The sequence below is a fragment of the Providencia sp. wls1916 genome (assembly GCF_009706585.1).
GTDB classification, from domain to species: Bacteria; Pseudomonadota; Gammaproteobacteria; order Enterobacterales; family Enterobacteriaceae; genus Providencia; species Providencia lanzhouensis.
Map to the genome: position 1 here is coordinate 59,875 of NZ_WLUL01000003.1, position 13,473 is coordinate 73,347.

Annotated in this window: 15 protein-coding genes; 7 read left to right on the forward strand and 8 right to left on the reverse strand. The window is 41.2% G+C overall.

What is annotated here, in order from left to right; all coding sequences use genetic code 11:
• Positions 1-63 precede the first annotated feature (63 nt).
• The 3 genes from cgtA to rplU form a co-directional block, all read right to left on the reverse strand.
• Complete coding sequence (gene cgtA / locus GKR61_RS00900) at positions 64-1,239, reverse strand: Obg family GTPase CgtA (protein WP_036949030.1); 1,176 nt, start codon at positions 1,237-1,239, stop codon at positions 64-66.
• A 132-nt stretch (positions 1,240-1,371) separates the two neighbouring features.
• Positions 1,372-1,629 carry a 50S ribosomal protein L27 gene (gene rpmA / locus GKR61_RS00905; protein ID WP_004905922.1) on the reverse strand — a complete coding sequence of 86 codons (258 nt, stop codon included), beginning with the start codon at positions 1,627-1,629 and terminating at the stop codon, positions 1,372-1,374.
• Positions 1,630-1,648: 19 nt separating this feature from the next.
• On the reverse strand, positions 1,649-1,957 hold the full coding sequence (rplU, locus tag GKR61_RS00910; RefSeq protein ID WP_006658010.1) for a 50S ribosomal protein L21: 309 nt from the start codon (positions 1,955-1,957) through the stop codon (positions 1,649-1,651).
• 334 nt (positions 1,958-2,291) lie between these two features.
• On the opposite strand from rplU, the gene ispB reads away from it, so the two are divergent.
• Positions 2,292-3,263, forward strand: coding sequence for an octaprenyl diphosphate synthase (gene ispB, locus GKR61_RS00915; RefSeq protein ID WP_036949027.1), 972 nt, complete (start codon positions 2,292-2,294; stop codon positions 3,261-3,263).
• Between the two features lie 62 nt (positions 3,264-3,325).
• On the opposite strand, the gene GKR61_RS00920 is transcribed toward ispB, so the two are convergent.
• Both GKR61_RS00920 and GKR61_RS00925 read right to left on the reverse strand, forming a co-directional pair.
• Entirely contained in the window at positions 3,326-3,685 is a 360-nt protein-coding gene (locus GKR61_RS00920) for a DNA-binding protein (RefSeq protein ID WP_154639484.1), read from the reverse strand.
• 100 nt (positions 3,686-3,785) lie between these two features.
• Positions 3,786-4,142 (reverse strand): DNA-binding protein, encoded by a 357-nt coding sequence (locus GKR61_RS00925; protein WP_036949022.1) that lies wholly within the window; start codon positions 4,140-4,142, stop codon positions 3,786-3,788.
• A gap of 557 nt (positions 4,143-4,699) precedes the next feature.
• On the opposite strand from GKR61_RS00925, the gene GKR61_RS00930 reads away from it, so the two are divergent.
• On the forward strand, positions 4,700-5,017 hold the full coding sequence (locus GKR61_RS00930; RefSeq protein WP_154639485.1) for a helix-turn-helix domain-containing protein: 318 nt from the start codon (positions 4,700-4,702) through the stop codon (positions 5,015-5,017).
• 198 nt (positions 5,018-5,215) lie between these two features.
• Here GKR61_RS00930 and mdh read toward each other — a convergent pair whose 3' ends face one another.
• Complete coding sequence (gene mdh, locus GKR61_RS00935) at positions 5,216-6,154, reverse strand: malate dehydrogenase (protein WP_036949016.1); 939 nt, start codon at positions 6,152-6,154, stop codon at positions 5,216-5,218.
• Between the two features lie 471 nt (positions 6,155-6,625).
• Here mdh and argR point away from each other — a divergent pair, with 471 nt between their 5' ends.
• On the forward strand, positions 6,626-7,096 hold the full coding sequence (gene argR / locus GKR61_RS00940) for a transcriptional regulator ArgR (protein WP_036949013.1): 471 nt from the start codon (positions 6,626-6,628) through the stop codon (positions 7,094-7,096).
• Between the two features lie 107 nt (positions 7,097-7,203).
• Positions 7,204-7,614 carry a DUF6122 family protein gene (locus tag GKR61_RS00945; RefSeq protein WP_036949011.1) on the forward strand — a complete coding sequence of 137 codons (411 nt, stop codon included), beginning with the start codon at positions 7,204-7,206 and terminating at the stop codon, positions 7,612-7,614.
• Positions 7,615-7,666: 52 nt separating this feature from the next.
• Here GKR61_RS00945 and mpl read toward each other — a convergent pair whose 3' ends face one another.
• A complete protein-coding gene (gene mpl / locus GKR61_RS00950; protein WP_036949009.1) occupies positions 7,667-9,046 on the reverse strand; it encodes a UDP-N-acetylmuramate:L-alanyl-gamma-D-glutamyl-meso-diaminopimelate ligase in 1,380 nt (459 codons plus the stop codon).
• A 163-nt stretch (positions 9,047-9,209) separates the two neighbouring features.
• Between mpl and fbp the strand changes: the two genes are divergently transcribed.
• From fbp to GKR61_RS00965, 3 genes are all read left to right on the forward strand, one after another.
• Positions 9,210-10,217, forward strand: a complete 1,008-nt coding sequence (gene fbp, locus GKR61_RS00955; protein ID WP_036949007.1) for a class 1 fructose-bisphosphatase — start codon at positions 9,210-9,212, stop codon at positions 10,215-10,217.
• Positions 10,218-10,355: 138 nt separating this feature from the next.
• Positions 10,356-10,886, forward strand: a complete 531-nt coding sequence (gene ppa, locus GKR61_RS00960; RefSeq protein WP_006658000.1) for an inorganic diphosphatase — start codon at positions 10,356-10,358, stop codon at positions 10,884-10,886.
• A 451-nt stretch (positions 10,887-11,337) separates the two neighbouring features.
• Entirely contained in the window at positions 11,338-13,047 is a 1,710-nt protein-coding gene (locus tag GKR61_RS00965; RefSeq protein WP_036949005.1) for a pyridoxal phosphate-dependent decarboxylase family protein, read from the forward strand.
• 78 nt (positions 13,048-13,125) lie between these two features.
• Here the strand turns inward: GKR61_RS00965 and GKR61_RS00970 are convergent, their stop codons facing one another.
• Positions 13,126-13,473, reverse strand: coding sequence for a gamma-glutamylcyclotransferase family protein (locus GKR61_RS00970; protein WP_036949002.1), 348 nt, complete (start codon positions 13,471-13,473; stop codon positions 13,126-13,128).

Sequence of the window (13,473 nt, forward strand, 5' to 3'; positions counted from 1 at the left end):
ATCTTCATAATAAAAAAGGCACAACCTTCGCAAGTTGTGCCTTTTTATATGACTCAAAGATAATTATTTTTGGTAGATAAATTCGACGCCTTCGTCGTCATCTTCATCCCAATCATCATCCCAATCGTCATCAAGATCATCTGCACCAGATAGCTGCTCTTTGTGGTAATCATCCCACATAAATTCAACTTTCTCTGGTTGGCTGTTTTCATCTTCAACAGCCATATCACGCGGCTGAGTATTCATGAACTCCATGATATCCCAACACAGTGCTTTCACACCTTCGTGGTTTACAGCAGAAATCATATAATACTTATCTTCCCAGCCCATACCTTTAGCAATTTCAGCTGCACGTTTGGCAGACTCTTCTTCACCTAAGATATCCACTTTGTTGAAGACTAACCAGCGTGGTTTCTGAGCCAGTTTTTCACTGTATTTTTCTAACTCACCCACAATGATCTTGGCGTTTTCCACCGGATCAGATTCATCGATTGGGCAAATGTCGATAAGATGCAGCAGTACGCGGCAACGCTCTAAGTGCTTCAGGAATTGGATCCCAAGTCCTGCACCTTCCGCAGCACCTTCGATCAATCCTGGAATATCTGCAACCACAAAGCTCTGCTCGTTATCCATACGTACCACGCCGAGGCTTGGAACCAAGGTTGTAAATGGATAGTCAGCAACTTTTGGCTTCGCTGCTGATACTGAACGAATAAATGTGGATTTACCGGCATTCGGCATACCCAGCATTCCGACGTCAGCAAGTAACATCAGCTCTAATAAGATTTCGCGCGTTTCACCTTTCGTTCCCATGGTACGCTGACGCGGTGCACGGTTAACAGAAGATTTAAAACGAGTATTACCAAGCCCATGGAAGCCGCCTTTAGCGACCATATGGCGTTGATCGTGACGAGTCATGTCACAGAGTACTTCATTAGTGCCAAGATCGCGTACACGCGTTCCTACAGGGACTTTAACCGTGATGTCTTCACCACGCTTACCTGTACACTCACGGCTTTGACCATTTTGACCACGTTCTGCACGAAATGATTTTTCAAAACGGTAGTCAATCAGTGTGTTGAGGTTTTCGTCTGCCTGTAAATAGACATCACCACCGTCACCACCGTCACCACCGTCAGGTCCACCTTTCGGGATATATTTTTCACGGCGGAAGCTGACACAACCATTGCCACCATCTCCTGCCACGACCAAAATTTTGGCTTCATCTACAAATTTCATAATTCTTTCTCCGTCTGCTGGCCATTATAGTGCCTGATGGCGGTATTACCCAGAGATGGCATATTCTGAATATAAAAAGCCCCGCAAAAGGTTTTTGCAGGGCTTTAATTCAAAAATTAAAAGTCAGAAAACTTATTCAGCTTCGATGCTGATAAATTTACGATTGTTAGGACCTTTAACTTCAAATTTAACTTTACCGTCCGCTAATGCGAACAGAGTGTGGTCACGGCCACAACCAACGTTGTTACCTGCGTGGAACTTAGTACCACGTTGACGAACGATGATGCTACCTGCTAATACAGCTTCACCACCAAAACGTTTAACACCTAAACGTTTTGCTTCTGAGTCACGACCGTTACGAGTCGAACCACCAGCCTTTTTGTGTGCCATTAATCTGCTCTCCTAAATCTTAAGCGATGACAGTGATCTTAACATCAGTGAACCACTGACGGTGACCTTGCTGCTTACGGCTGTGTTTACGACGACGGAACTTAACGATTTTAACTTTATCGCCACGACCGTGTGCAACCACTTCCGCTTTCACTTTAACGCCTTCAACGATAGGAGCACCGATTTGGATCTCATCGCCATTAGCAACCATCAGAACGTGATCAAATTCAACAGTTTCACCTGTTGCGATGTCCAGCTTTTCTAGGCGGACAGTTTGACCTTCGCTAACTCGGTGTTGTTTACCACCACTTTGGAAAACCGCGTACATATTAACTCCGCTTTCCGCGTACTCGCTAAATATTTCAATTCCAGAGCACGCTATAAAATATTCACAATAGGGCGCGAATTCTACGCAAAAAAGCAGCAGAACACAAGCCTATAATGCAGTTAGATTACAAAAAATACGACTTTTTTATCAGCCCTATCTTTTTTCGGCTGATTTCTCAGGAATATCTTTAATTGTTACTTATTTAAACATTTTTTGCATTTCACCCGATAATCTTATTATTAATAGTGTTATGCTTACGCTATTACTGTGATATCGGTTTTCCCATTTTTGGCTTAGGGAATGCCCCAAAAACTAATAATATGAATATATTACAATGAATTTAGAATCTATCGTTGAACTGACAGCCGAGGATATGTCAGCAGTAAATGAAGCGATCCTCAGCCAATTAAACTCAGACGTAGCATTAATCAATCAATTAGGTTATTACATCGTTAGCGGAGGCGGAAAAAGGATCCGTCCAATGATCGCGATCCTCGCAGGACGATCCCTAGGCTATTCTGAACATAAGCATATTCAAGTTGCTGCATTAATCGAATTCATCCATACCGCCACTTTATTACACGATGATGTGGTCGATGAATCAGATATGCGTCGTGGAAAACAGACAGCTAATGCTGTATTTGGTAACGCGGCAAGCGTATTAGTAGGTGACTTTATTTATACTCGATCCTTCCAAATGATGACGGATCTTGATTCGATGCGTGTTTTAAAATTGATGTCTGAAGCCACCAACGTGATCGCTGAAGGTGAAGTTTTACAATTAATGAACTGCAACGATCCTGATATTACTGAAGAGAGCTACATGCAAGTGATCTACAGTAAAACTGCGCGTCTATTTGAAGCGGCTTCTCACGCGTCCGCTATCTTAGCCAATGCCACGCCTGAGCAAGAGAAAGCGCTGCAAGATTATGGTCGCTACATTGGGACCGCATTCCAGTTAGTTGACGATCTTCTAGATTATGATGCAGATAATACCCAGTTAGGTAAAAACACTGGAGATGATCTCGATGAAGGTAAACCAACACTACCACTGTTACATGCAATGCAACATGGTAATGCAGAAGAGTCAGCACTAATTAGACAAGCAATTGAGCAAGGAAATGGTCGCCATCTATTAGACACTGTCCTTGGTACAATGAAACGCTGCGGCTCATTAGAATACACTTACCAACGCGCTCAGGAAGAAGCTCAAAAAGCCATTGATGCTTTAAATGCCCTTGAAGACTCTGTGTATAAAGAAGCATTGATTGGTTTAGCGCATGTTGCTATTCAGCGCCATTCATAATCACCGTTAGAGCTCTAAACCAATATTGAAAAGGGTGAAAACAATTTCACCCTTTTTTATGGTTATTCATCTTCTGGTTCAGGCTCTATTTTTGCCAATAGCGATGATAACCCGTGACGCAAAATATATTTCACAAATATTTTGCGCTCATCTTCCGTCAGTTGGTAATAAGCCTCAGACCAAATTTGCAGTGCATCAATACGTTGCACTTGATACGGTGCCGATGGCTCATGAAGTGACAGCTGACCTTGGATCTCACTCGGCAAGCTTTCCATATAGTATTCAACGGCCTTCCCTTGAACACCTCTTTTACGACGACTTTTCCAACCTTCCCTTCTCGCCATCAAGTTAATTCCCTGAGGTGATGATGGAAGACCTTCTAATCCTGCTAATTCTTTCACAGTGAACCACAATTTTTTCATAATATCACTTTTACGCTTAGCTTATATTTTGCAACCTGCTTTTGTCGCTATACCAAAGTTATTTTTCTAAAAATTTATTCGATTCAATACCGTACGTAATCTATGTATGGCTATTTTGATTAATAAGATGAATTAAAGCTAAAGCACCTTTGCGCATAATAAACGATAAGATCGCCACGCGTTCATCATGGGAAAGCTGGTTATAAGTTTCTTGCCAAATATGCGCATGTTCATCACGTTTGACTTGATAGCCTCCCGAAGTTTCATACATCACCGTGAACTCTTCGAGATTAATGGGAACCGAGCTAATATGGTATTCCAATGCTTTTCCTTGAATACCTCGTCGTTTTCGACTCAACCATTTTTCTCGCCTCGCCATAGCATTAATACCTTGGGTGCTTGTCGGTAGCCCTTGGCGCCCAACGAGCTCTTTGGCTGTTAACCATTCCTTGTTCATTATCGACGCTCCTTGTCATCATGATGACGACTTCGATTAACTATAAACTTTCTTTATTTTCTTAATCGTTTCAATATCCATTTTTAATATTCAAATATAATAGTTAATAAATTATATCGATATAGATAATTTCTTTTGTATATCCGCTAGTTATACCAATAACTTTGTATTAACTATTTTATATCTATGGATTTTATAGTGCTGACTAAGAAATTCATTCTTTTCAAATAATTCAATACATTATTAAGAAATATAAATCTTCTCGATAAACAGAATAAATATAAGAAAATATAAAAAATAGAGAGTTAACTAAAATGAGTTATTTTTATTTTCAAAGTGTTAGCTGAATTCACAATAATCATCTGAACCTTTCCGTTATTTTCATAAAAACAACGACAATTTCATAAAAATGAATTTTTAGAAAAAATCAGAAATTATTATTGGGAAATTCTGTTATTTTATTTCCAATAACAGAACGATTGCACTGAATGTATCACAATACTCTGTTAGATGTACCACTAACTCTACATGATTCTGAGTGAAAAAAGGATTAAAAAATGATGTTACGGAAATCAAACTGGCACCCAGCAGATATCATTGCAGCTTTACGCAAACGTGGAACAACCCTAGCGGCGATTTCTCGTGAAGCAGGGCTTAGCTCGTCAACGCTCGCGAATGCGCTATCGAGACCTTGGCCTAAAGGAGAATGGATCATCGCAAACTTTTTAGGTATTCATCCATCAGAAATCTGGCCTAGTCGCTATTACGATCCAATGACGGGTGATTTATTAGAAAGAAAAGTTCGAGAAAAGCCAAAGAAAATCGAGGAAACAAACGAATTAGAAAACAGGGAGCTAGAAAAAGAACATATCTAATATCAGTCGCTATTTTTGATCAGAACTGAGAGATAAAGCCCATTATTATTTTCTTTAAAAACAGCAAAATTAATTCATTGTACCTTCAAGGGGTTTCCCCTTATTTTGATAAGTGAAAACTTATCGAGTATAAAAATAAAGGGCGGAATCGCATGAAAGCAACTCCGCCCTTATTTAAGCGCGAATTCTTAATTGGCATTAGCCATTAATGAATTTTTCACCTAATTCAATATCTGCTTTCAGTACGCTTAACATATCTTTCAGTGCTTTCTCTTCAAATGCACTTAATTTACCAATTGGTAAATGTTTTTCGATTCCGTTTTTGCCTAATACAACAGGTTGAGCGAAGAAGCGAGCGTGTTCGCCTTCACCTTCAGTGTATACACACTCAACCACATTGCTTTCACCTTGTAGACCACGGATCAAAGATAAGCCCAGGCGTGCTGCCGCTTGGCCCATAGACAGTGTTGCAGATCCGCCACCCGCTTTAGCTTCAACCACTTCAGTACCTGCGTTTTGAATACGCTTAGTCAGTGCTGAGATTTCTTCATCAGTGAAGCTGACACCAGGAATTTGAGACAGTAATGGCAGGATTGTCACACCTGAGTGACCACCGATAACTGGCACTTCAACTTCGTGAGTTTTCTTACCTTTTAATTCAGCAACGAAAGTATTTGAACGGATGATATCCAGTGTCGTTACACCGAACAGACGGTTTTTATCATACACGCCAGCTTTCTTCAGAACTTCAGCAGCGATAGCAACGGTTGTGTTCACTGGGTTAGTAATAATACCGATCAGTGCTTTCGGGCAGGTGACCGCGATTTGTTGAACAAGGTTACGTACAATACCTGCGTTCACATTGAACAGGTCAGAGCGATCCATACCTGGCTTACGTGCAACACCCGCAGAAATTAATACTACGTCCGCACCTTTCAGTGCTGGGGTCGCATCTTCACCCGCAAAACCAACCACTTTAACGTCGGTAGGGATGTGGCTTAAGTCAGCTGCAACACCTGGAGTTACTGGCGCGATGTCGTAGAGGGAGAGTTCTGAACCTGCTGGGAGCTGGTTTTTGAGAAGAAGGGCGAGAGCCTGACCGATACCACCTGCTGCACCTAGGACTGCAACTTTCATTCTAAAACTCCTTAATTGTACTTTAAAATATATGAATTCATCTGACTATGCACTAAACACATTACTTATAAAAAACAATTCTTTAACAGTTAGAGAGAAGTGTTAACGCGAGATAAATCACCAACACAATAGTTCTATTCTAAACAAATTCCTTATCTGTTAATGAGATAACGGACACTTTTTTAACAAATAGTTTTTATTGCTATTGCATTTAACATTAAACCCAATTTTATTTGATGATTTATTCAGCACCGCTTAATTATTTAACAAATTTTTCACAGTAACTTATTGTTAAATCAATCCATTTTTAGGATAAATTTCGAACTAACAATTTAAGATAAACCCCTTATTATTACCAGAAAATACTTATCTAAAATTGCTCATTAAACACTCAAAAAATCAATTTTCTTGCATAAAAATGCACTTTTCAACATAATACAACTCAGTTTAATACCAAAAGATGGGTTAATTATGCGCACTATGTCGAAACAAGAAGACTTGGTAAAAGCCTTTAAGGCACTCCTTAAAGAAGAAAAATTCAGTTCACAAGCCGAAATTGTGATCGCTCTTCAAGAACAAGGCTTCGAAAACATTAATCAATCTAAAATTTCCAGAATGTTGACGAAGTTTGGTGCAGTACGTACCCGCAACGCAAAAATGGAAATGGTGTATTGCTTACCAACCGAGCCTGGTGTCCCCACTGCCACCAGCCCGCTGAAGAATTTAGTTCTGGATGTTGATTACAACCATTCTGTTGTTGTGATCCGTACTAGCCCAGGAGCAGCACAGTTAATTGCTCGCCTGTTAGATTCCTTAGGCAAAGCTGAAGGCATCTTAGGCAGCATCGCTGGCGATGATACAATTTTCTCAACGCCAACCAACGATTTCACAACGCGTGAACTGTACGAAGCCATTTTGGTGCTTTTCGAACAAGAACTTTAGTCCTTTCGAAAAATTTTAGATATCGAAAAAGAGGGAACCCAGTTCCCTCTTTGTATTTTTAATTCTATAGTGACGCGTCTTCCACTGATTCATATCGAGATAAGCCCGTGTTATTTGAGATTTTACGGAATATCGTTCACTACGGTTTCCATTTTTTAGTGCCCTTTTTATTTGGCTATTTATTTTGGCGAAAAAACTGGAAGCTTGCTGGGCTCTTAATGGTTTCCACCATGGCTATCGACCTTGATCACCTTCTCGCCGATCCTATATTCGATCCTGATCGTTGCGGCGTAGGCTTCCACCCTATGCACACCATTTGGGCTGCTATTGCTTATGTCGTCTTATTTTTCTTTCCTTCATGGAAACTCAAAGCTATCGCCGTCGGCTGTCTGTTTCACTTATTGACAGACTCGGTGGATTGTTATCTTGGAAGTGTTAAAAAAGAGATGCAAGGCACGGTATTAAGCTGCTCCGGGCAACCAGAACGCGCAAACGTCGAGCTTCTTCAACAGCTATAACGAAAAAGCCCTAACTGAAGTTAGGGCTTTGATTCACGATAGCGCTTATAGACTATTCGTCAGATTTGGCTTCGGCTTTATGTTTTAGTCCTGCCAGCAGTTTTTCATGAATACCACCAAAACCGCCATTACTCATCACCAGGATATGGTCACCGGGCTGAGCCGTCTCAACCACCATATTGGCGAGAGTATCAATATCTGCGTGCCAACGCGCAGGCTGCACACAATGCTCTGCAATTTCAGTGACCATCCACGGAATATTGCTAGGTTGGAATAAGAAGACTTCATCTGCACGCCCTAAAGCTGGCGCGATATCATTCTTACTGATCCCCATTTTCATGGTATTTGAACGAGGTTCCAGCACAGCAATAATACGAGAAGTACCGCCTACTTTGCTACGTAATGCTTCTAACGTCGCTAAAATTGCCGTTGGATGATGAGCGAAGTCATCATAAACACTGACATTATTTTCAACACCACGTAACTCAAGACGGCGACGGGCGTTAATAAATTTATCCAACGCTAAGCAAGCTTCTTTCGCCGGTACGCCAACATGGTGTGCAGCGGCAATCGCCATCAAGCCATTTTGGATATTATGATTACCTACTTGCGACCAGTTTACTTCACCCACTTTTTGCTGCTGGTAATATACTTCGAACTGGCTACCATCATGATTGAGTTTCACGGCATGCCACTCACCGTTTTCTCCCACCAATTCTTGTTCACTCCAACACCCCATGTTCATCACTTGCTTGAGATTATTGTCGTTACTTGGCATAAAGATTTTGCCGCTACTTGGCACAATGCGAACCAGGTGATGAAATTGTTTTTGAATCGCTTCGAGATTTTCAAAAATATCCGCGTGATCGAATTCGAGGTTATTCAAAATCAGCGTTTTCGGGCTGTAATGCACGAATTTAGATCGCTTATCAAAGAATGCGCAATCATATTCATCCGCTTCAATAACAAAGAAAGGGCTTTTACCAATCTGGGACGAAACATCAAAGTTACCCGGAACACCGCCAATCAAAAAGCCTGGTTCATAACCACAATCTTGTAGGATCCACGCCAGCATACCCGCGGTTGTTGTTTTACCGTGAGTCCCTGCAACGGCTAATACCCAGCGCTCAGGAAGGACATGGTCATGGAGCCATTGTGGTCCAGAAGTATAAGGTAAACCACGTTCTAATACGGCTTCAACACAGGGATTTCCACGGGTCATCGCATTCCCAATCACCACCATATCAGGGGCTGGCTCTAACTGCGCAGGGTCGAATCCTTGAATTAGTTCAATGCCTTGTTTTTCAAGCAATGTACTCATCGGTGGGTAGACGTTTGCGTCAGACCCAGTCACTTTGTGCCCTAACGAACGAGCCAAAATGGCTAAGCTGCCCATAAAGGTTCCGCATATGCCTAAAATATGTATGTGCATTCTTTTCCATCCAATAGCATGAGGTTTGTCACTATTCTACTCATCAATCACAGGTTTATAAATGTATTAGCCTATTAATCTTTTCTTTATTTAGATAAACTCTCCGCCCGAGGGTACAATAAAGACCCGCAAATTTCTGTCAATTTTATTCAGGACCTTCGTCATGAAAACATTAGGCGAATTCATCGTCGAAAAGCAACAAGATTTTCCTCATGCAACAGGTGAGCTGACTGCATTACTGTCAGCAATCAAACTGGGCGCTAAAATTATCCATCGTGATATTAACAAAGCTGGACTCGTTGACATTCTCGGCACAAGCGGTGTTTCGAATGTTCAAGGTGAAGTTCAGATGAAGCTTGACCTGTATGCAAACGAAAAACTGAAAGCGGCTTTGAAAGCGCGCGGAGAAGTCGCTGGTATCGCCTCAGAAGAAGAAGATGAAATCGTCATTTTCGAAGGTGATCGTGCAGAAAACGCGAAATATGTCGTTTTAATGGACCCTCTGGATGGTTCTTCGAATATCGATGTAAACGTTTCCGTTGGAACAATCTTCTCTATCTATCACCGTATTACCCCAATTGGTCAACCGGTTACAGAAGCTGACTTCTTACAACCAGGTAACCGCCAAGTTGCTGCTGGCTATGTGGTTTACGGTTCATCAACTATGCTGGTGTACACCACCGGTTTCGGCGTTCATGCCTTCACCTACGACCCATCATTAGGTGTATTCTGTCTGTCTCATGAAAAAGTCATGTTCCCAGCAGAAGGTAAAATGTATTCTATTAACGAAGGTAACTACATCAAGTTCCCTATGGGCGTTAAGAAATATATTAAATACTGTCAGGAAGAAGACAAAGCGACAAACCGCCCATATACCACGCGTTATATCGGCTCTTTAGTGGCGGACTTCCACCGTAACTTACTCAAAGGCGGTATTTATATTTACCCAAGCACCGCTAGCCACCCAACTGGTAAACTGCGCCTTCTGTACGAATGCAACCCAATTTCATTCTTAGCAGAACAAGCGGGTGGTAAAGCAAGTGATGGTACTAACCGCGTGTTAGACATCATCCCAACCAAGCTGCATCAACGTGTTCCATTCTTTGTGGGAACGAAAGCCATGGTTGAGAAAGCGGAATCCTTCATGCGTGAGTACCCTGACGCAGAATAATCAAACATTTCGTTTGACCTGAAGGCGAGACTCTCTCGCCTTTTTTGACTGAATTTCTCTCCAACTAGTGAGTTTTACCTCTCTTTGCGGCTATAATGTCCCCCACGTTATTTTAAGCACTCATAAGGATACATTTTAATGGGCCTGAACAATGTACCGGCAGGTAAAGAACTGCCTGAAGATATCTACGTAATCATCGAAATCCCAGCTAACGCTGATCCAATCAAATATGAAGTTGATAAAGAATCTGGCGCACTGTTTGTAGACCGTTTCATGTCTACTGCGATGTTCTATCCGTGCAACTACGGTTACATCAACAACACCCTGTCTTTAGATGGTGACCCAGTTGACGTTTTAGTACCAACTCCATATCCATTACAACCAGGTTCAGTCATCCGTTGCCGCCCAGTTGGCGTACTGAAAATGACTGACGAATCTGGTGAAGATGCGAAATTAGTTGCAGTACCGCACACTAAACTGAGCAAAGAATACGATCACATCAAAGATGTGAACGACATTCCTGAACTGCTGCGTGCGCAAATCACTCACTTCTTTGAGCATTACAAAGATTTAGAAAAAGGTAAGTGGGTTAAAGTTGACGGTTGGGAGAATGCAGAAGCGGCTAAAGCTGAAATCATCGCTTCTTTCGAACGCGCTGCAAAGAAATAATTAATCCCTTCTGTGGATAGAAAAGCACTGGTTTTGACCAGTGCTTTTTTTTACCTATACCGTCCCTTCACAATATTAATATTTTTTCACAATTTCATAATATTCAGTGATATATATCGATAGCCATACAACCAAAAATATCACTCAGAATTAAATTCCTGAGTATTTAACAAATATTGAATTTATTGACTACTTTTAATAAAAAATGCGAAATAATGACAATTAAAAATAAATATTATTCAGATAATAAATCTGTGATTTATATATCAATATAGGAATATATTTTCTTAGTGAAAAACAACTAGAATGACTTTTAAATTATTTATTATCATGATGTTATGATGATAAACCAGATGAATTAGTCAATTTGATATTATTTAAATCAATATAGATTCAGGTGTAGAGTATTTACATAAATCATTAATTGTATAAATGTAAATGGGAGTCTAGCGTGAATCAATCAGAGCTTCTTGCTCGCCAAAGTGCGAACCTACTCACACCCGAATTCGAACAGCAGTACCACAATATTGTGGCGAACTTTTTTAGCCGCGATCCGAATAAATGGCCTATTTTTAATGACCCCAAAATCCAAGCTATCACCCAATTTCGCAAAACCACACTCGCAGACAATCAGTTAATCAATCAATATCCAAATGGCACTCAGTGGTTCAATCAACTGGCCCAGCAGTCTCATGTTCAGCAGCAAATTAATTTACCGGGAAATCAACAAGATACCCTGCTAGCTTTTGCGTCCACATTATGTAAAAACTGGGAAAACCCGTTGTCCGTCGAAAACGTGATTGCGATGCCTTCAGACCCCGCATTATACGGCTCTATGCTTGGTCTTTTAGGCAACCCCAACATGGTTTATTGCGAATATTCCGGCGTCGCCGATTCCATGGAAAAAACGGTGATTAAGCAAGTCGCTAACTTAATTGGTTATGATGAAAATAAAGCGTCTGGATTGTTCACTCAAGGCGGAACCATGTGTAATTTATATGGTTACCTATTTGGCATTCGCAAAACATTAAAAGATTCTCGCCAACTGGGTATGTCTGTGGATCAAGACTACCGGATTATCAACTCCCAAGGCGGCCACTACTCCAATATGACTAACCTTTCATTACTGGGTGTGGATATTCAAAACAAAACCATTCGTATTAAAGTCGCCTCGGACAACACCATCGACTTGCATGACTTAGAGCAACAGATCCGCGCCTGTTATACCGTTCACTGCAAGATCCCTGTGATCTTATTAACCGCAGGTACCACTGATACCTTTGGTGTCGATGAAATAAAGCAGGTTTACGAGCTGCGAAACCGCCTGTGTGAAGAGTTTGAAGTAACAGAAAAACCGCATATTCATGTGGATGCAGCGGTCGGCTGGCCAATTATTTTCTTTATTAATTATGATTTTAATACTAACCCGCTTGCTATCAATGAAGCCACACTGTTTGGGTTACGCCACACGGTAGAAAAATTCAAACAACTTAAATATGCAGATTCCATCACGATCGACTTCCACAAATGGGGCTATGTTCCTTACACCTCGAGCTTAGTGATGGTACGTGATGGCAATGATTTCAAAGCCCTTGAAAACTCACCTGAAAACTTCACGTACTTTGAGCATGATTTAGAAGGGCAAACTCACTTGCAATCCACCATTGAGTGTAGCCGAAGTGGGGTTGGGATCTTTGGTGCCTATGCAGGACTGCATTATCTTGGCATTGAAGGGTACCAAACCATTATTGCTCACTGCCTGCAAAATGCTAACTACATGCGCAACCAGTTAATTGAAATGGAAAATGCCGCAGTCATGGTGCCTCAAAACCAGGGGCCTAGTGTTGGCTTTCGCCTTTATTCCCCTAAATTGAATGCGGATCCACAGGATATTTTTAACTATGAATTAAGTTGCGCTAGCGATAAAGCCGCTTATGAAACCATGATTAGAAATAGCAAATGGCACCGCAACCTGTTCTTAGCTCGCGGTAAAGCCGGACTATTCACCAATTGGGTGGATTCCATCGCCTGTTCGACTTATGCGGAACATAACCGCTTTGTTTATATACCGGGTGAAAAAGCGGTCTTTATGAACCCAACGACAGAACGCCATCATATTGATGAGTTTGTAAAAATGCTCAAAGCCATGAGCCACGCTTAACATCCATAAAAAACGCCGACCACTGAATCTTCAGTGCTCGGCGTTTTTCTTGATGACTCATTACAGATGAACTACTGATTACTCTTCTTCATGGCGCTTTAGCCAATCACCACTTTTGATTTGAGGTAGGCCTTCAACTGAGTGTTTATAGAGATAAATCCACGCATTACCGTAAGGTGTTGGAATTAACTCACGCTCATAATCTTGTGAATTTTTCTTCAGTTCGTCTAACTCAGTCAGAATAGACGGATTGATGCGATAAACTTCGCATTCAATCGAGCCATTCCCTCTGACAACCGCTGGATAATATCCAAGGTCATACAGTTCATAGCCTTCTAGCTTATGCTCACCTAGCAGCTGAGCATAAGTCATCCAGTGATGATTCCCTTGCTTGCGCCTTAAACTGCCATAAACAATGATACGCAT